Source organism: Streptomyces sp. NPDC057565, from assembly GCF_042801455.1.
In the GTDB taxonomy this organism is placed as follows: Bacteria; Actinomycetota; Actinomycetes; order Streptomycetales; family Streptomycetaceae; genus Streptomyces; species Streptomyces yanii.
In genome coordinates this window covers 22,433-40,032 of sequence record NZ_JBHVFU010000028.1, presented here as the reverse complement: position 1 = coordinate 40,032, position 17,600 = coordinate 22,433, and the positions used below count along the sequence as shown (strand labels likewise).

Annotated in this window: 15 protein-coding genes; 11 read left to right on the top strand and 4 right to left on the bottom strand. The window is 72.0% G+C overall.

Going from position 1 to position 17,600, the window contains the following annotated elements; translation table 11 throughout:
• Positions 1 to 16 precede the first annotated feature (16 nt).
• The 10 genes from ACFU8W_RS33105 to ACFU8W_RS33060 all read left to right on the top strand — a co-directional run bounded on the left by ACFU8W_RS33105 (position 17) and on the right by ACFU8W_RS33060 (position 10,354).
• On the top strand, positions 17 to 1,015 hold the full coding sequence (locus tag ACFU8W_RS33105) for an ornithine carbamoyltransferase (RefSeq protein WP_384045095.1): 999 nt from the start codon (positions 17 to 19) through the stop codon (positions 1,013 to 1,015).
• Positions 1,012 to 2,292 (top strand): MFS transporter, encoded by a 1,281-nt coding sequence (locus ACFU8W_RS33100; protein WP_384045092.1) that lies wholly within the window; start codon positions 1,012 to 1,014, stop codon positions 2,290 to 2,292. The genes ACFU8W_RS33105 and ACFU8W_RS33100 overlap by 4 nt, the downstream gene beginning before the upstream one ends.
• A gap of 66 nt (positions 2,293 to 2,358) precedes the next feature.
• Positions 2,359 to 3,153, top strand: coding sequence for a hypothetical protein (locus ACFU8W_RS33095; protein ID WP_384045086.1), 795 nt, complete (start codon positions 2,359 to 2,361; stop codon positions 3,151 to 3,153).
• Positions 3,154 to 3,184: 31 nt separating this feature from the next.
• On the top strand, positions 3,185 to 4,375 hold the full coding sequence (locus tag ACFU8W_RS33090; RefSeq protein ID WP_384045080.1) for an inositol-3-phosphate synthase: 1,191 nt from the start codon (positions 3,185 to 3,187) through the stop codon (positions 4,373 to 4,375).
• Positions 4,372 to 5,265 carry an SCO3242 family prenyltransferase gene (locus ACFU8W_RS33085; RefSeq protein WP_384045077.1) on the top strand — a complete coding sequence of 298 codons (894 nt, stop codon included), beginning with the start codon at positions 4,372 to 4,374 and terminating at the stop codon, positions 5,263 to 5,265. Before ACFU8W_RS33090 ends, ACFU8W_RS33085 begins: the two co-directional genes overlap by 4 nt.
• The gene (locus ACFU8W_RS33080) at positions 5,262 to 6,185 is read left to right on the top strand and encodes a sugar phosphate isomerase/epimerase family protein (protein WP_384045074.1); all 924 of its coding nucleotides are present in this window, start codon (positions 5,262 to 5,264) and stop codon (positions 6,183 to 6,185) included. The genes ACFU8W_RS33085 and ACFU8W_RS33080 overlap by 4 nt, the downstream gene beginning before the upstream one ends.
• The gene (locus ACFU8W_RS33075) at positions 6,182 to 6,856 is read left to right on the top strand and encodes an EboA domain-containing protein (RefSeq protein WP_384045071.1); all 675 of its coding nucleotides are present in this window, start codon (positions 6,182 to 6,184) and stop codon (positions 6,854 to 6,856) included. The genes ACFU8W_RS33080 and ACFU8W_RS33075 overlap by 4 nt, the downstream gene beginning before the upstream one ends.
• A 27-nt stretch (positions 6,857 to 6,883) precedes the next feature.
• The gene (locus tag ACFU8W_RS33070) at positions 6,884 to 7,774 is read left to right on the top strand and encodes a TatD family hydrolase (protein WP_384045068.1); all 891 of its coding nucleotides are present in this window, start codon (positions 6,884 to 6,886) and stop codon (positions 7,772 to 7,774) included.
• A 13-nt stretch (positions 7,775 to 7,787) separates the two neighbouring features.
• On the top strand, positions 7,788 to 8,975 hold the full coding sequence (eboE, locus tag ACFU8W_RS33065; RefSeq protein ID WP_384045065.1) for a metabolite traffic protein EboE: 1,188 nt from the start codon (positions 7,788 to 7,790) through the stop codon (positions 8,973 to 8,975).
• Positions 8,972 to 10,354 (top strand): alkaline phosphatase family protein, encoded by a 1,383-nt coding sequence (locus ACFU8W_RS33060; RefSeq protein ID WP_384045062.1) that lies wholly within the window; start codon positions 8,972 to 8,974, stop codon positions 10,352 to 10,354. The genes eboE and ACFU8W_RS33060 overlap by 4 nt, the downstream gene beginning before the upstream one ends.
• A gap of 303 nt (positions 10,355 to 10,657) precedes the next feature.
• On the opposite strand, the gene ACFU8W_RS33055 is transcribed toward ACFU8W_RS33060, so the two are convergent.
• The 3 genes from ACFU8W_RS33055 to ACFU8W_RS33045 all read right to left on the bottom strand — a co-directional run bounded on the left by ACFU8W_RS33055 (position 10,658) and on the right by ACFU8W_RS33045 (position 14,147).
• The gene (locus ACFU8W_RS33055; protein WP_384045059.1) at positions 10,658 to 12,457 is read right to left on the bottom strand and encodes a BTAD domain-containing putative transcriptional regulator; all 1,800 of its coding nucleotides are present in this window, start codon (positions 12,455 to 12,457) and stop codon (positions 10,658 to 10,660) included.
• A 340-nt stretch (positions 12,458 to 12,797) separates the two neighbouring features.
• Positions 12,798 to 13,139, bottom strand: a complete 342-nt coding sequence (locus tag ACFU8W_RS33050) for a GNAT family N-acetyltransferase (RefSeq protein WP_327243861.1) — start codon at positions 13,137 to 13,139, stop codon at positions 12,798 to 12,800.
• Positions 13,140 to 13,166: 27 nt separating this feature from the next.
• The gene (locus tag ACFU8W_RS33045) at positions 13,167 to 14,147 is read right to left on the bottom strand and encodes a pirin family protein (RefSeq protein WP_384045056.1); all 981 of its coding nucleotides are present in this window, start codon (positions 14,145 to 14,147) and stop codon (positions 13,167 to 13,169) included.
• A 123-nt stretch (positions 14,148 to 14,270) separates the two neighbouring features.
• Here ACFU8W_RS33045 and ACFU8W_RS33040 point away from each other — a divergent pair, with 123 nt between their 5' ends.
• The gene (locus ACFU8W_RS33040; protein ID WP_384045053.1) at positions 14,271 to 14,759 is read left to right on the top strand and encodes a carboxymuconolactone decarboxylase family protein; all 489 of its coding nucleotides are present in this window, start codon (positions 14,271 to 14,273) and stop codon (positions 14,757 to 14,759) included.
• On the opposite strand, the gene ACFU8W_RS33035 is transcribed toward ACFU8W_RS33040, so the two are convergent.
• Positions 14,753 to 17,533: a helix-turn-helix transcriptional regulator gene (locus ACFU8W_RS33035; protein WP_384045051.1), complete on the bottom strand. Its 2,781-nt coding sequence runs from the start codon at positions 17,531 to 17,533 to the stop codon at positions 14,753 to 14,755. The two genes, ACFU8W_RS33040 and ACFU8W_RS33035, sit on opposite strands and share 7 nt — an antisense overlap.
• Positions 17,534 to 17,600: the final 67 nt, after the last annotated feature.

Genomic DNA, 17,600 nt, shown 5'->3' with positions numbered 1-17,600 from the left:
CAGAAGGGATCACCCCATGCCCGACGTACGCCATCTCATCTCCATCGACGATCTGACCGATGAGGACCTGACGTCGATTGTCACCCGGGGCGCGGACTTCTCCGCGGGCCGCGCCACCGGGGACCGCCCACTGGCCGGGCTCGTGGCCGGCATCTACTTCGCCAAGACCTCGACCCGTACCCGTACCGCGTTCTCCAGCGGCGCCCTGCGCCTGGGCGCGCAGATCGTCTCGTACGGCCCCAACGATCTCCAGACCAACACCGGGGAGACCACCGAGGACACCGGGCGCGTCCTCGCCGGCATGCTCGACCTGCTGGTTGCCCGCACCGCCGCCGACCCCGCCGAGATGCGCAGCTGGGCGTCGCAGGGCGGAATGTCCGTCGTCAACGCGATGAGCGCCGACGAGCACCCCACCCAGGCGCTGACCGATCTGACCACGCTCCTCGGCCGGTTCGGGCGGATCGAGGGACTGCGCGTGCTCTACGTCGGCGAGGGGAACAACTCCGCGGCGGCCCTGGCGCTCGCCCTGCCGAGGTTCAGGAACATCACCCTGGAGCTGCGCACCCCGCCCGGGTACGGACTCGCCCCCGCGACCCTCGCCCGCGCCCTCGCCACCGCGAAGCGCACCGGATCCACCGTCGTGGAGCGGCACGACATGGAGGCGCTCCCCGAGGATTTCGACGCCATCTACACCACCCGGTGGCAGACCACGGGGACCAGCAAGCCCGACCCCGACTGGCGGGACGTCTTCGCGCCCTTCCAGGTGAACTCCACGCTGTGGAAGGGGAGTCCGGACGCGGTGTTTCTCCATGACCTGCCCGCTCACCGGGGCGAGGAGGTCACCGCCGAGATCCTCGACGGACCGGCGTCGATCGCCTTCCAACAGGCCGAGAACAAGATGCACAGCGCCATGGCCGTCCTCGAATGGTGCCGCACCGGCCCCGTCGGCAGCCCGGCGACCGGTCTCACGGTGGAGGGCGGCGCGGGAGCCAGGGCCGTGGCCACAGCCGGATGACGGCTCCGCCGGGTGAGCAGGAGGACATCGGCACGGCCGGCTCCGCCCCCCTCCAGCCCCTGCGCCGCAACCGCGACTTCGTCCTCCTGTGGGGCGGCGTCGGGGCCACACTGCTCGGCGCCCGCGCCTGCTATGTCGCGTACCCGTTCCTGGTCCTCTGGTACACCGGATCGGCGAGCGACGCCGGACTGGTCGGCTTCGCCGCGCTCCTGCCCAATCTGCTGGTGCAGCTGCCCGCAGGGGCGCTCGTGGACCGCTGGGACCGCAGGCGGCTGATGATCCTCTGCGATCTGGGCTCCCTGCTGGCCACCGCATCGGTCGCCCTCGCGGTGGCCACCGGCCGGATCGACCTCGGCCACCTGGTGGCCGCCGCCTTCGTCAGCGGCAGCCTGGCCGTCTTCCACCAGCTCGCCGAACGGGCCGCGGTACGCCACCTCGTACCACCCGGACAACTGCCCGTCGCCCTCACCCAGAACGAGGCGCGATGGCGGGCCGCCGGACTGCTGGGGCAGCCCGTCGGCGGGGCGCTGTACACCGTGGCGCGCTGGTCACCCTTCCTCTTCGCGGCCGCGGCCCATCTGCTGTCGCTGGTCTCGCTCCTGCTGATCGGAAAGTCGTTCCAGGGCCCGCGCGACACCGCACCGCGTCGCCGGCTCGCCGTCGAAGTCGCCGAAGGGTTCACCTGGACCTGGCGGCGTCGGTTCCTCACCACGCTGGTCGGGCTGATCGCCGCGACCAATCTGCTCTTCCAGGGCCTCAGCCTCGCCGTGATCCTCATCGTGCGCGACGGCGGAGGCTCGGCCGCGCTCCTGGGAACGATCACCGCCGTCGGCGGGATCGGCGGGATGCTCGGCGCGCTCGGCGCGACCTGGTGGACCCGGCGGGCGCCCCTGCGCACCGTGGTCATCGGGAGCATCACCGTCTGGGCCGCCGTCATTCCCCTGCTGATCGTGGTGCGCGCACCGGTCGTGATCGGTGCCCTCCTCGCCGTCATGGCGTACGCGGGCGGACTCGTCAATGTGGTGGGCGGCGTCTACCAGGTGTCCGTCACCCCCGACGAGATGCAGGGGCGCGTCAGCAGCGTCCTCACCCTGATCGCCTCCGGCGCCGGCGCGCTCGGTGCGCTCGGCAGCGGCTTCCTGCTCGACGGGCTCGGGGTGACCGGCACCCTCGCCGGGATCGCGGGCTGCATGGTGCTTCTCGCCACAACAGCGCTGGTCGCTCCGGCACTTCGGCGCCCCGACCCGGCACCGGGCGAGGACAACTCGGCGGTATAGGCCCGGTATAGCGCCTCTTCCTAGTTTCTGGACCATCAACCTCCTTCCGGCGAAAGGGAATTTCCCATGACTCCGCCCATCGACCGCCGTCAGGCCCTCCGCACCTCCGCCGGGGCCCTCCTGGTGGCCGGCCTCGCCACCGTGGGAACGGCCACCACCGCGTCCGCCGCCCCCGTCCGGCCGAAGTCCGCGGACTACCCGGAGATCCCGAACGTCCCGGGCATGAACGGGGACCCCCGATCCAACGAGTTCTGGTACGTCTTCGACCAGGAACTCTGGTACCACCGCACGCCCGAGGTCATCGCCGCCAACGAGAAGCTCGGTGAGGTGCTCGGCGAGGACCCCGAGGTCGCCATCATCCAGGCGTACCTCGCCCACCGCAGCGCGGGCACCTACCCCAGCGGCTTCCGCACGCTCGTCACCCCCCTCAAGGAAGCGCTGACCGTCCTCTCCGACGCCCAGTGGAGCGTCATCGACCGCTACTACCCGCACACCGACCTGGCCGGTCTCACCAAGGCGTTCGCCGACTTCGGGCAGGGCGTCCTCTACGACCCGCGGCTGTCCGAGGGCCAGCGCAGCCACACCATGAACGGCAACCCGCCGGTCGGCTTCCACGCCTGGCACTGCTACCTGCGCGCCATGCAGCTCCTCGGCATCGACTCCCGCCGCTGGGCCGTGATCGACCCGCTGATCGGGCTGTCCTGGGAGATCCAGTCGATCGTCAAGCCGCAGCCCGACGTCATCTACCCGCCGCTCGACGCCAAGGTGCTCCGCCGGCTGACCGCGAAGTGGCTCAGCCGCAGCCCCGCCGAGTGCGACACCGCCTTCGAGACCTTCCCGTACCCGCAGGGCGTCAGCTGACCCATCCGACCGCGTTCCGAGAGGCAGAATCATGCGAACGGCACAGACGGAACCCACCGCAGCATCTGAGGAGAGGACCGGAGTCTGGCTCATCGGCGCCCGTGGTTCGGTGGCGACGACCGCGGTCGTCGGAGCCGCGGCGATCCGGGCCGGACTGGCCCGGCAGACCGGCTGTGTCGCCGCCCTGCCCCCCTTCGCGGAGCTCGGTCTGCCCGACTTCGGCCGGCTGGTCTTCGGCGGTCACGACATCGACGAGACCCCGCTGGTCAAGCGGGCCGAGCAGCTGGCGGACGCGGGAGTTCTGCCGCAGGCGCTCCTCGGTCCGCTCGCGGCGGACCTCGCCGAGGCCGACGCCGAGATCCGGCCGGTCGGCGGTGGTGGTGCCGGGCGACAGGACCTGCTGATCGAGACGCTCGCGGCGGACATCGACTCCTTCCGGCGCCGCGCCGGACTCGACCGGGTCGTGGTCGTCAACGTCGCCACGACCGAACCCCTCGCGGAACCCGACCCGGCCTGCGCCTCGACGGAGGCACTGGACGCGGCGCTCGCGGCGGGGGAGGCACCGCTGCCCTACAGCGCGGTGTACGCCTACGCCGCACTGAAGTCCGGCTGCGCGTATGTCGACTTCACCCCCTCTGCGGGGGCGCGGCTGCCGGCACTCCACGCGTACGCCGTCGCTGCCGGGCTGCCGTATGCGGGCAGCGACGGCAAGACGGGGGAGACCCTCGTCAAGTCCGCCCTGATGCCGATGTTCGCGCGACGGGCCCTCGCCGTGCGCTCCTGGTCCGGCACCAACCTGCTCGGCGGCGGCGACGGAGCGGCACTCGCCGAACCCTCCCGCGCCCGCAGCAAGGTCGAGTCCAAGCGGCGCGTGCTCGACGAGGGGCTCGGCCACCCGGTCGAGGGCGGGGTGCACATCCACCACATCGCCGCGCTCGGCGACTGGAAGACGGCCTGGGACCACATCGTCTTCGACGGGTTCCTCGACGTGCGGATGACGATGCAGTTCACCTGGGAGGGTTGCGACTCGGCGCTCGCGGCGCCGCTCGTCCTCGACCTGGCCCGGTTCATGGCTCTGGCCCACCGCGCGGGGGAGAGCGGGCCCGTGCCCGCCCTCGGCTTCTTCTTCAAGGACCCGGTGGGCTCCACGGTCCACGGCCTGGAGGAACAGTTCACGGCCCTGGTGGACTGGGCACGGGCCGCCGCAGCGGTGCGGGTGTGAGCGGGTACGCGAGGCGGCGCCTGCCCTCCGCGAGTGCCGTCGCCCGGCTGGTACGGGCTCCCGCCGCGCTCACCGTCCCCGGCGATGTGCTGGCGGGGGCCGCGGCCGCGGGAGTGCGGCGCGGGCCCCGGACAGTGGGGCTTGCCGCCTCCTCCGTCTGCCTCTACTGGGCGGGTATGGCGCTCAACGACTACGCCGACCGCGGCCTTGACGCCGTGGAACGCCCCGAGCGCCCGATCCCTTCCGGAGAGGTCTCGCCCGGACAGGCCCTTGCCCTCGCCACCGGTCTCACCGCCGCCGGGATCGGACTTGCCGCGCTCGGCGGGGGACGCGCCGCACTGCCCACCGCCGTATCGCTCGCCGGGGTCGTCTGGGCGTACGACCTCGCCCTGAAGTCCACCCCGGCCGGGCCCGCCGCGATGGCGACCGCCCGGGGGCTCGACGTGCTCCTCGGCGGCGCGGGCAGCGGACGCACCCGGGCCGCGCTCCCGGCGGCCCTCACCGTGGCCGCGCACACGTTCGCCGTCACCGTGCTCAGCCGGCGCGAAGTCAGCGGTGCGAGCAGGGCCGTTCCCGCCGCGACGCTCGCCGCGAGCGGGGCGGTCACGGCGGCGGCCGTGGCGTACGGCAACCGGGCCGCACCGGCACACCGGGCGGTCAGCCGCACACTGGCCGCCGCCTACCTCAGTACCTGCGGACTCGCCCAGTACAGCGCCGCCCGCACCCCGACCGCCGCGAGCGTACGCCGGGCCGTGGGCGCCGGGATCCACGCCATGATGCCGCTCCAGGCCGCGCTGGCCGCGGCGGCCGGCTCCACGGCCGTGGCCCTGCCGGTGGCCGCGGCACTGCCGCTCGCCCGACGACTGGCCCGGAAGGTGTCGCCGACATGACGAGGACCGCGCTGCGCTTCGCGTACGGAACCAACGGCTTCGGCGACCACCGGATCGGCGACGCCCTTCGGGTCCTCGCGGACCTCGGCTACGACGGGGTCTCGTTGACCCTCGACCACCACCACCTCGACCCGTACGCACCGGACGTGGCCGCGCGGACCGCCCGGGTCAGGAAGGTGCTCGACCGTACCGGTCTCGACGTGGTCGTCGAGACCGGCGCCCGGTACCTGCTCGACCCGATGCGCAAGCACCAGCCGACCCTGGTCTCCACCGAGGGCCGCGCCCACCGTGCCGATCTGCTGCGCAGGGCGACCGAGATCGCGGCCGGTCTCGGCGCCACCACCGTCCACCTGTGGAGCGGCGCCGCCCCCGACGACGTCCCGGCCGACGAGGCGTGGAAGCGGCTCGCCCAAGGGTGCGCCACCGTGCTGGAGCACGCCGGACGCGCGGGAGTCGACCTGGCTTTCGAACCCGAACCGGGCATGCTGGTCGCCACGTTGCAGGACTACCGCCGGCTGGCGGACCTGCTGGGCGGGCACGACCGGTTCCGGCTCACCCTCGACATCGGGCACTGCCGCTGCCTGGAACCGCACCCCGTCGTGGAGTGCGTGCACCGCTCGGCCGACCGGCTCGCCCATGTCCAGATCGAGGACATGCGGCGCGCGGTGCACGAGCATCTTCCGTTCGGGGACGGCGAGATCGACTTCCCGCCGGTTCTGGCCGCACTCGCCGATGTGGGCTACCGCGGCCTGGTGTCGGTGGAACTGCCCCGGCACAGCCACGCAGCAACCCTTCAGGCGCGCCGCAGCATCGCGTTCCTGCGGGAGGCGGCGGCCGCCGCGAGGACCGTACGCGCGCCGGAGCTCGTGTCCACCTCTGCCCCCGAACCCCGACTCATGAAGGGCGCGGTACGCCCATGACGCTCTCGGACACCACCACATCCACCGGAGCCGTCCACGACGAGCGCACCGTCAGGGCCCTGCTCGGTGCGCTGGACGCCGCCCTCGACGCGGACCGCCGGGAGCGGCTCGCACAGGACACCGCGGCCGTCGCCGCCGACCCGGCCGCGCTGGACACCCGGTTCCCCTCGGCCGGCCGCGTCTACGGGCGGCTCCCGCTGCCGGACCGGGCGCTGCCCGACCGCGCGGGCTGGACCGTCGATGACGCCGTGCGTGCCGCACTGCTGCTCGCCGTCGCCCCCGACCGCGCCGCCACCGAGACCGCCGCCCGCTATGCGCAGGGCGATGCCGCCGAACGGCGCGGAGTGCTGCTGTCCCTGCCGTATCTGCCGCTCGGCGGCGCCGCGGCCTCCCTCACCGACGACGCCCTGCGCAGCAACGACACCCGGCTGATCATCGCCGCACTCGGCCCGTACGCCCGCGCACATCTCGATCAGCACCGCTGGCGCCACGCCGTACTCAAGTGCCTGTTCACCGAGATACCGCTGTCCGTCGTCGCCGGGCTCCACGAGCGCAAGGACGCCGAACTCGCACGGATGGCCCAGGCGTTCGCCGACGAGCGCCGCGCCGCGGGCCGCCCCGTGCCGGCCGATCTCGTCCTTCTCGTCCCGGACCGCGGCCGCGACCGATAGCCACCCCCTACTCGCAGGAGCCCGCACATGCGGATTTTCGACCCGCACATCCATATGACCTCACGCACCACCGACGACTACCGGGCGATGTACGACGCGGGTGTCCGCGCCTTGGTCGAACCCGCGTTCTGGCTCGGCCAGCCCCGTACCTCACCGGCGAGTTTCAGCGACTACTTCGACGGACTCCTCGGCTGGGAGCCCTACCGCGCCGCCCAGTACGGGATCAGGCACCACTGCACCATCGGCCTCAACCCGAAGGAGGCCAACGACTCCCGCTGCACCCCCGTGCTCGACCTGCTGCCGCGCTTCCTCGCCAAGGACGGCGTCGTCGCCGTCGGTGAGATCGGCTTCGACACCGTCACCCCCGCCGAGGAGCACGCATTCGCCGCGCAGCTCGCCCTCGCCGTCGAGCACCGGCTGCCCGCACTCGTGCACACCCCGCACCGCGACAAGGCGGGCGGAACCGCCCGGTCGCTGGCCGTCGTGGCGGAATCCGGCATCGACCCGGGCTTCGTCGTGCTGGACCACCTCAACGAACTGACCGTCGGTCACGTTGTCGAAACCGGGTGCTGGATGGGCTTCTCCATCTACCCCGACACCAAGATGACCCCCTCCCGCATGGTCGAGATCCTCCAGCGGTACGGCACCGAACGGATGCTGGTGAACTCCGCGGCGGACTGGGGACACAGCGATCCGCTGCTCACCCGCGCCACCGGCGAGGCGATGCTCGCCGCCGGTTTCGACGAGGCGGACGTGGACCGCGTCCTGTGGCAGAACCCGACCGCCTTCTACGCACAGAGCGGCCGGCTCGACGTCGACGCCACCGGGTCCGCGGAGAGCGGCGGTGTCCCGGCGAACCCGACATCCCCGGCGGCGGGCCTGTATGCGGGCAACTCCGTTGCCCGGGGCGGCAGCTGAGGACGCCGGGACCGTGAGACTGCGCCATCGCGACGGGACCGACGTCCATCTCGCCTACTGCACCAATGTGCACCCGGCGGAGGATCTGGCGGGTATCACCGCACAGTTCGACCTGTACGCCCTTCCGGTACGAGAACGCCTCGGCGCCGCCACCCTCGGACTGGGTCTCTGGCTGTCCGACGCCACCGCCACCGCACTCGACACCGACCCGGCCGCCCTTGCCCGCCTCGGCGCCGACCTGGTTGCCCGCGGCCTGGAGACGGTCACCTTCAACGGTTTCCCGTACCGCGGCTTCCACGCTCCGGTCGTCAAGCACGCCGTGTACACCCCCGACTGGTCCGACCCGCGCAGACTCGACCACACCCTGCGCCTGGCCCGTATCCTCGCCGCCCTGCTCCCCGACACCGCCACCCACGGCAGCGTCTCCACGCTCCCCTTCGCCTGGCGCATCCCCTGGCCGACGGAACGCCACGACGCCGCCCTGCGCCAACTCGACCTGCTGGCCGCAGGGCTGAAGCAGATCGAGGCCGACACCGGCCGCGTCATCCGGGTCGCCGTCGAACCCGAACCCGGTTGTGTGACCGAGACCGTGCGGCACACGGCCGCCGCCCTCGCCGCCACGGATCCCGAGCGGATCGGGGTGTGCCTCGACGCCTGCCACCTCGCCGTGGCCCACGAGGACCCCGACGAAGCCCTCCGCGCCCTGGCCGTCCACGAGGTCCCGGTGGTCAAGCTCCAGGCGTCCGCCGCCCTGTGCGCCGACCGGCCTCACGACCCCGCAGTCCGGTCCGCCCTGGCGGAGTTCGTCGAACCCCGCTTCCTGCACCAGACCAGGGAGCAGGCGCCCGGCGGCTCCGTGCTGGGCCGCGACGACCTCGACGAGGCCCTCGCCGAGGACGGCGGACTGCCCGGCCACCGGCCCTGGCGGGTCCACTACCACGTCCCCCTGCACACCGAGCCGGCGCCGCCGCTCAGCAGCACCCGGCCCGAGCTCCGCGCCACCCTCCGCGCGCTGTTCGCGGGGGAGCGGGCGCTCACCGGCCATGTCGAGGTGGAGACCTACACCTGGACCGTGCTGCCGGAAGGCCGGCGCCCGGCCGGACGGGACGGCCTGGTCGACGGGATAGCCGCCGAACTGGCATGGACAGAAGCCGAGCTGATCGCACTCGGCCTCAAGAGTGCTGAGGAGCACCACTCATGACCGACCGACGCAGAAAGGTCGCCGTGCTGTGCACGGTCGGCCTCACCCCGCGGCTGCTGCCGCACATGCCTCACCTCCGGGCCATCGGCGAACAGGGCTTCGCCGCCGCGCTGGACACGGTCTTCCCGGCCGTCACCGCCACCGTCCAGGCGTCCCTGACCACCGGCAGCCTGCCCAACGACCACGGCGCGGTGGCCAACGGCTGGTACCACCGTGACCAGGGCGAGGTGCTCATGTGGCGTCAGCACAACGCCCTCGTCCACGGCGAAAAGGTGTGGCACGCCGCCCGGGAGAAGGACCCGGACCACACCACCGCGTACCTCTGCTGGTGGTGGGCGATGGGCGCCGAGGTCGACACCGTCCTCACCCCGCGCCCCGTCTACCACTACGACGGCCGCAAGCAGCCCGACTGCTACACCGTCCCGGCGGGCCTGCGCGACGAACTGACCGCACTGCACGGTGACTTCCCCCTGTTCAACTACTGGGGCCCGACCGCCGGCATCGCCTCGACCAGCTGGATCGCCCAGGCATCCCGCTACGTCCTGGACCGCCGCAGCCCCGATCTGACCTTCATCTATGTCCCGCACCTCGACTACGACCTCCAGCGCTACGGCCCCGACAGCCCGCAGGCCGTCCGTGCGGCCCGCGAGGCGGACGCCGCGCTCGGACCGCTCCTGGACGACCTGCGGGACCGCGGCACCACCGTGATCGCGCTGAGCGAGTACGGGATTGCCCCGGTGCGCCGACCCGTCGACATCAACCGGGCGCTGCGCCGCGAAGGGCTGCTCTCCGTCTATGTGCAGCGCGGCATGGAGTATCTCGACCCACACACCTCCCGGGCCTTCGCCGTCGCCGACCACCAGGTCGCCCATGTGTATGTCGCCGACCCCTCCGACCTGCCGCGGGTACGGGACACGCTCAAGGCCACCGCGGGTGTCGACACGGTCCTCGACCGCGTCCAGCAGGCCGACTTCGGCATCGACCACCCGAACGCGGGCGAGCTCGTGACGGTCGCGGAACCGGACGCCTGGTTCACGTACTACTACTGGCTGGACGACGACCGCGCCCCCGACTTCGCCCGGGGCGTCGAGATCCACCGCAAGCCCGGCTACGACCCGGCCGAGCTGTTCTTCGACCCGGCCGATCCGATGATCAAGGCCAAGGCGGCGCTGACGCTGCTGCGTAAGAAGGCGGGCATGCGGGCCCCGATGACCGTCGTGCCGATCGATCCGCACTGTGTACGGGGGAGCCACGGCCGGCTTCCCGACGACGACCGGGACGCCCCGATGCTGCTGTGCTCGGAGCCCGCAGAGGCTCAGCAGCGCTACCACGCCACCGAGGTCAAGCGGCTGATCCTGCGCCTGCATGGCTGGTCCTGACGCGTCACCGACACCCCTGCTGCCACAGGGGTGTCGGCGAAGTGTCCGCACCGCACACGCGTGTGCGCGGCAGACGGCGGTTCGACGAAAAGTCCTACGGGACGGCCCTTGGTGCCGGGAGGGGCACTAGGGCGTGTGTCGGAGGTCCCGCCTGCCCGGCGGCGCCCGGCACGCACGCTCGCTGCGTTGTCGGGCTCGCCCGAGTACGTCCCGTACGAGGACGACCCTCCGCCTTGCGATCGCACGCACCGGACGCCGCCGGGCCCGCCCTTCGGGCGGACGGCGGGACTTCCGACACACGCCCTAGGAGGCGGCGGGCTCCGATGCGGGCTGCTCCTGGGCGAACAGCCGGACCAGCGACAGGAAGCGGTAGTGCAGTCGCTCGTCGGTGCAGACACCGCTGACCTCGATCAGCCGGGCGTCGGCCAGCGCCTCGAGAACCCATTCGGCCCGCTCCTCGCACACCCCCAGCACCTCGGCGGCCTCCCGCGCGCTGAGTCCGGCCGCGCAGCCACGTGCCAACTCCCTGAACGCCCGGCGTGATTCGGCGTCGAGTGCGGTATGCCCGAGGTGCAGGGAGGCCCGCAGATCGTGGCTGCCGAGCCGCAGCTCGCTCAGCCGGTGCTCTTCGGGTGCGAGTCTGGCCACCAGCCGGGAGAGCCGCCACCGGGGGTTGGCCGTCAGCCGGGTCGCGGCGATGCGCAACGCGAGCGGAAGCCGGTCGCAGAGCTCGACCAGCCGGGCCGCCGCCTCCGGCTCCGCCGCCACCCGGTCGGCGCCCACGAGCCGGGCGAGCAGCCCGGTCGCCTCGTCCGGGTCCGGCAGCCCCAGGTGGACCAGGCGGATGCCCTCCAGGCCGCTCAGCGGACTGCGCCCGGTGATGATGGTCCGGCACAGCTGCCCGCCCGGCAGCAGGGGTCGGGTCTGCCGGTCGTCCTCCGTGTTGTCGAGGACGACGAGCACACGGCGCCCCGCCAGCCGGCTCCGGTACAGCTGGCTGCGCTCGTCCAGCGAGACCGGCAGATCCCCCTCGGGGGTGCCGAGCGCGTGCAGGAACCAGCCCAGCACCTCATACGGGTCCTTGGCCCGCCCCCGGGCGTCGCGCAGGTCGACGTAGAGCTGTCCGTCGGGGAAGTGCTCACGGCTCAGCTGGGCGGCATGCACGGCGAGCGCCGACTTCCCGATGCCCGACATACCGGTGATCACGGCCCGGTGCGGGTGCGCCGCGTGCGGCCGGAGCAGGGCGGTCACTTCGGCGAGCTGTTTCTCGCGCCCGTGGAAGTCGGTGGTGTCCGACGGCAGCATCGCGGGCACGAGTCCGTTCCAGCTGTGGGAGGACGCCGACAGGATGGCGGCTCCCGCGGCGGGCCCGTCCAGGTCCCCGGTGAGGATCGCGTCGTGCACCGTACGCAGCGCCTGCCCCGGGTCGATCCCGAGCTCCTCGCGCAGCGTGCGCCGTCCGGCGCGGTAGACGGCGAGCGCCTCCGCCTGCCGCTCGCTGCGGTAGAGGGCGGTCATCAGCTGGGCGCGCAGCCGTTCCCGTAGCGGATGGCGGGCCACCAGCGGCGTCAGCTCCGCGATCAGCGCGGCGTGCGAGCCCATGGCGAGGTCGGCCTCGATGCGGCTCTCCAGGGCGGCCATGTAGGCCTCCTCCAGCCGGGGCAGCTCGATCTCGCCGAGGAAGTCGGTGGTGTTGGAGAGGGCCGGCGCGCTCCACAGACTCAGCGCTTCCCGCAGGTCCCGGGCGGCCTGCTCGAACCGTCCGCCGCTCAGCGCCCGGGTCCCGATGCCGGCCAGCCGCTCGAACTCCGCCCAGTCGAAACCTGCGGGGCCGATGTCCAGCCAGTAGCCGGGACCGCGTCGTTCCAGCCGGATCCCGGGACCGAGGCGCTTGCGCAGCCGGGAGATGTACGTGTAGATCTGCGCGCTCATCGTCGCGGGTGGCTCCCAGCCCCACAGAAGGGTGCTGAGCCGGTCGTCGGTGACCATATGCCCGCGAGCCAACAACAGGGCGGCGAGGGTGGTGCGTTGTTTGGTGCCGTCGAGCGGGATGTCGGCACCGTCGACGGACGCCTCAACCGGGCCGAGGATGCTGAACTTCATGTGTTTCCCCCGTTCGGAGCCGCGCGCGGTAGCGCGACGGCTGTTGTGGGGGACGCTAGAAGGGGGTGGTGTTCACGGATTATCGTTTCGATTTCGCGGCCTGTGGCGGCAAGTGGAACGGCCCTTCTCGGCCAACGGCGGTGCCCTCTCCCGACCCGTCCGCACCCTTCGATCCGGGCCGCCGTCGCCACGGACGCCCGGGCGGGCGTGGCGGATGCTCGCCGAGGACGGGCACGCCGGCGGTCTGCCGGCCCGAGGATCCGTCACGCCCGCCCGACGGGCAGCGGGAACCGGACGTGCCCGATCGAAGTGGCGCACGCACGGGCCGGCTCCGGGGAGGTCACCGCTTCAGGGCGGTCTCCAGCCACTCCAGGACCTCGGGCGTCACCGGGTCGGTGATGTCCGCGAACTCGTCGTGCTTCTTGAGGAACTTCGCCACGTACGGGCAGACCGGCACGATGCGCTTTCCGGAGGCGCGTACGTCGGTCAGGGCCTGCTCCACCAGGATGGAGGCCAGGCCCTGGCCTGCGAAGGCGTCGTCGATCTCGGTGTGAAAGAAGACGCGCTGTCCGTCGCGGTCGCGGTAGGCGGTGAGGCCTGCGCGTTTGCCGTCGACGAGAACCTCGTAGCGGTGCCTGGCGTCGACTCTCTGAACGGTCGGCTCGGATGCGTGCTGGGTCATGACGGGCCTTTCGGTGTCGTACGTCACTCAGTGTGCAGGGTTCTTGCGTGGGGCGATGCGGGCGTTCGGAAGGCCCGGCGCGGGAAGGCGGCCGCCGTCGTAACCGTCGACACTTCCGAAGCGATCGGAGGCGTTCTCCCACGCGGCCCGCGCTTCGACGATGTCCTCGTGGCTGCGACCGATGAAGTTCCACCACATGACGATCTGCTCCTGGAACGGTGTGCCGCCCAACAGCACCACGCGGGCCGGGCGATCCGTCTCGTTCGTCAGAGTCAGGGAGTCGCTTCCGGTGCCGATGTATCCCAACTCGGCCGGGTGCAGAAGTGTTCCGTCGACACGGACGCTCCCTTCGTCGACGAGCAGTCCGTGCTCGAAGCCGGGATCCACGCGGAGGCCGGTCGTCGAGCGCGGGTCGAGAACGAGTTCGGCGCCGAGCAAGGGCGTGAAGGTCGGCACCGGAGAGGTGTCACCCGCCAACGACCCCAGGAACACCCTGATGTCGGCTCCGTCCACCCGGACCCGTCGCGGGACGTAGTGCTGGAAGTCACGTCCGGTGTGCCGGTGTTCTTCGGGCAGGGCCACCCACAGCTGGACGCCGTGCAGCACGGTGGTGCGGGTGGTGGAGACCTCCGAGTGGCTGATGCCGTACCCGCTGGTCATGAGGTTGAGCTCGCCGGGCCGGACGAGCGCGTGGCTGCCGAGGCTGTCGCGGTGCTCGATCTCTCCGCTGAACAGCCAGCTCACGGTCTGCAGACCGATGTGTGGATGAGGAGCCACGTCCATGCCACCCGTGTCGGCGACGTCGTCGGGGCCGTAGTGGTCGACGAAACACCAGGCCCCGATCAGCGTCCGCGCCCGCTGCGGCAGCGTGCGCCGTACCGTCATCGCGCGCGGCCCGCCCAACGGGACGTCGCGTGCGGACAGCACATCGACATGCTGCCCAGCAGACTCGCCGTGGCCTGCCGCACCCCGGCGCCGTTCGACCGGATCCACTTCGAGGTCACTCACCGTACGCCCCTCTCATCGGAGAATGATTTCACATTCAACTATTATGCCTGATACTAAGTCCATGTCCCCGCACATGCACGGCAGAGGAGCGCGGGCCCGAAGCGGCCCCCGGAGGAGTCCACGTTGAGTGACACGACAGCAGACCTGGCAAGCCGACGGGTCTACATCGACAAGCAGAGCCCCAAGGCCTACCGCGCGCTCGTCGGCACGGCCGACGCGGTCCGCACGGCCGCGGCCGAGGCGGGGATCGACCGAAGCCTGGTGGAGCTGATCAACCTCCGCGTGTCGCAGATCAACGGCTGCGCGTACTGCCTGAGCGTGCACACCGGGGCCGCGCTGCGCGCCGGTGAGACGACGCAGCGCCTGGGCGTGCTGGCCGCCTGGCGCGACACCGAACTCTTCACGGCCCGGGAACGCGCGGCACTCGCCCTCGCGGAGGCGACCACCGACCCCGCGAACGCCGTCGAGCAGGAGAAAGCCTACGCCGTGGCCCGCCAGGTCCTCACCGAGGAGGAGATCTCCGCAGTGATCTGGGTGGCCATCACCATCAACGCCTTCAACCGGGTCTCCATCCTGAGCAAGCATCCCGTGCGGGGAATCCCCCCTCAGTGATCCGGCAGGCGCGCCGGGCCGAGGACATCGCGCAGTTGGGCGCGGCCCGTGATGCCGAGCTTGGGAAAGATCTTGTGCAGATGAAAGCCGATGGTACGCGGAGACAGATAGAGCCGGGCGCCGATGTCCCGGTTGGTCAGGCCCTCCGCGGCCAGTTGGGCGATCTGCAGCTCCTGCGGCGTGAGGTCGGCCACCGCTTCGGGCGTTGCGGAATCCGCCACGGCCACGCCCGTCGCGCGGAGTTCGGCCGTGGTGCGCTCGATCCAGGGGCGTGCGTCGAGCCGTTCGAAGAACTCGAGGGCGGTGCCGAGAACGGTCCGCGCCTCCGCGGCCCGTCGGCGCCGCCGCAGCCACTCGCCGAAGTCCAGCTGTGCGAGGGCGTGCTCGAAAGGCCATCGGGGGCAGGCCGGGTCGGCGAGCGCCGCACGGAAATGGGGCTCCGCGTCCTCGGGATCGCTCAGCAGGGCCGAGGCACGATGCACGATCGCGTCCAGGCGGGCTGATCGGGCCGCGCCCAGGGTCTTCTCTGCGGCCCGGAGCACGGAGCGGGCATCGTCCGCCTGCCCGGCGCGGACGCCTGCGGCGGCAAGATCGGCCAGGTAGTACAGGGAAGCGTGATAGTGCACGGGTGCAGGGTGGAAGTCCTGGGTGAACACGCGCCGGAAGTGCTCGTACGCCGCCTTGTGGTCGCCCTCCGCCAGGGCTGCCATGCCGAGCGCGTGGCAGTAGCGCACATACAGGCTGCGGGAATCGAGCAGGTCGATGCCGCGGACGGCATCACCGGCCTGCGCACGCGCGGCCTCGTGGTCTCCGCGGGCGGCGCGCAGCGTGGCCCGCAGGATGGACGATCCCACGGTGACGTTGTCCGCGCCCGCCTCTGTCGCCATCCAGAAGGCGTCCTCGGCGGCGGATCGGGCCGCGGTCCAGGCTCCGCTCTCGAACAGTGCGAGGGCGAGGGCCTGCGCGACGGTGCAGTTGGTGCCGGCGGTCGCAGCCCGCCGCAGATGGTCCAGGGCCTGGCCGAGCAGACGCACGGCCTGGTCGGTCTCGTCCAGGATCCAGGCTGTGCCGCCGAGCATGACGAAGTCGGACAGGGAACCGTCCTGCAGTGTGTCCACTGCGTGGGTGAGGCTTTTGAGAGTCTCCTCCCGGTCCGTGAACGGGTGGCTGACCACCTGTGACCAGAGGCAGTCGATCCTGTTCGGCGGCGGCGTGATGAGGCCGCCGATCCGCTGGAGTTCGGTCCGGTAGAACGGGGCGCCGGAGTTGTACGCCGGGGTCGATGCCGTTCCCAGCGCGTCCAGAGCCAGGGCAGGTGCCTGTGTGGCCATGGACTCGGCCACGGGCAGCAGGAAGGCCAGGGAGTCGTCGTGCCGGAGCGTCACGGCCAGGGACCACCCGCCGCGCAGGGAAGCCTCGGCGAGGAGCTGGGGGTCGTCCGTCAGGGTGCCGACTCGGGCCGCGATCTCACCGACCCACTGCGGATACCCGGCATACATGGCCGACGCGGCAGCGGCGAGCAGGCGTCTGGCACGCTGATCCGGCTCCGACGTGAGTTCCGCGGCGCGTTCCAGCGCCGTGGCCGCGGCCGCGTATCCGCCGCGACGCCGGGAGCGTTCCGCGCTCTCCGCGAGAGCGCCGGCGACCTGTTCGTCCGGTCCGAGTGCGGCCGCGGCGAGATGCCAGGCACGGCGATCGGGTTCCCGCGCGAGCGCGGCGGCGAGCGCCAGGTGGGCCTCGCGGCGCTCGGCGAACGAAGCGGCCTGGTAGATCGCCGAGCGGACCAGCGGATGACGCAGACGCACGTGACCGCCCTCGACGCGCACCAGCCCCGCCCGCTCGGCTGGTCCCCACACCTCCGGCCCGTCCAGGCCGGGCACGGCGTGGAGAACGTCCGAGAGATCGGCGCTGCCGGCTGCCGCCGTCAGGAGCAGGACCCGGCGTGTGTCGTGCGGCAGGGCGGGCAGGTCGGCGGCGAACAGATGCTCCAGCCGGGCGGTGAGGGGGAGCGAGTCGATCGAGCCGGCTCCGCGGCTGTCCAGGTCCCTGGCGAAGGCTCGTGTGAGCTCGATGAGGGCCAGCGGGTTCCCGGCCGCCTGCCGGAGAATCCGGGACCGGGCGCGATCCCGTGGCGGATGCGGCTGCGCGTCCAGCAGGAGCCCCGCCGCGGCTCGGTCCAGAGGGCCTGCGGCCAGATGCGGGAAGTCGCGGTCGAAGCGCGCCGGCACCGCTTCATCCCGTGCGGCGAGCAGCAGGGTGATGTGTTCGCCTTCGAGGCGCCGGGCGATGAACGCGAGTACGTCCAGCGAGCCGACGTCCAGCCACTGTGCGTCGTCGACGGCGATCAGCAACGGGCGTTCCGTCGCTGCGTCCGAGAGCAGCGTCAGCACGCCGACCATGATCAACAGCGGGTCGGGTGCCTGGGACTCGTCGGTGTCGTCCGAACCCAATGCGCGGCGCAGGGCATCACGCTGCCGCGGGGGAAGCCGGTCGACGCCGGAGAGTACCGGGCGCAGCAGCTGGTGCACCCCCGCGAAACCGAGGTCCTTCTCGCCTTCGCTGCCTCGTACCCGGAGCACACGTCGGCCGCCGGCCACGGCGTGCGAGGCCGCCCATTCCACCAGGGCGCTCTTGCCCGCTCCCGCCTCGCCGGTCAGCACGAGCACCTTCGGGCCGCGGTCGTTCCCGGCGTCGATCAGTTGCGCGATCCGCGCCAGTTCACGATCCCTGCCCAGGATCTCCCGCGTGCGTGCCGGGTCGGTGCCGAAGTCCATGCTCTCCCTTGTCCGTCCAACCGTCCGCCTGCCGAACCGGTGCGGAAGCAAATTTCCTGCTCATCGC

What these genes read in the sequence shown, in the direction of transcription:
- ACFU8W_RS33080 (WP_384045074.1), top strand. Translation starts at nt 5,262, where the DNA reads ATGACGAGGACCGCGCTGCGCTTCGCGTACGGAACCAACGGCTTCGGC.
- ACFU8W_RS33055 (WP_384045059.1), bottom strand. Translation starts at nt 12,457, where the DNA reads ATGAAGTTCAGCATCCTCGGCCCGGTTGAGGCGTCCGTCGACGGTGCC.
- ACFU8W_RS33035 (WP_384045051.1), bottom strand. Translation starts at nt 17,533, where the DNA reads ATGGACTTCGGCACCGACCCGGCACGCACGCGGGAGATCCTGGGCAGG.
- ACFU8W_RS33105 (WP_384045095.1), top strand. Translation starts at nt 17, where the DNA reads ATGCCCGACGTACGCCATCTCATCTCCATCGACGATCTGACCGATGAG.
- ACFU8W_RS33060 (WP_384045062.1), top strand. Translation starts at nt 8,972, where the DNA reads ATGACCGACCGACGCAGAAAGGTCGCCGTGCTGTGCACGGTCGGCCTC.
- ACFU8W_RS33050 (WP_327243861.1), bottom strand. Translation starts at nt 13,139, where the DNA reads ATGACCCAGCACGCATCCGAGCCGACCGTTCAGAGAGTCGACGCCAGG.
- ACFU8W_RS33095 (WP_384045086.1), top strand. Translation starts at nt 2,359, where the DNA reads ATGACTCCGCCCATCGACCGCCGTCAGGCCCTCCGCACCTCCGCCGGG.
- ACFU8W_RS33090 (WP_384045080.1), top strand. Translation starts at nt 3,185, where the DNA reads ATGCGAACGGCACAGACGGAACCCACCGCAGCATCTGAGGAGAGGACC.
- ACFU8W_RS33100 (WP_384045092.1), top strand. Translation starts at nt 1,012, where the DNA reads ATGACGGCTCCGCCGGGTGAGCAGGAGGACATCGGCACGGCCGGCTCC.
- ACFU8W_RS33070 (WP_384045068.1), top strand. Translation starts at nt 6,884, where the DNA reads ATGCGGATTTTCGACCCGCACATCCATATGACCTCACGCACCACCGAC.
- ACFU8W_RS33075 (WP_384045071.1), top strand. Translation starts at nt 6,182, where the DNA reads ATGACGCTCTCGGACACCACCACATCCACCGGAGCCGTCCACGACGAG.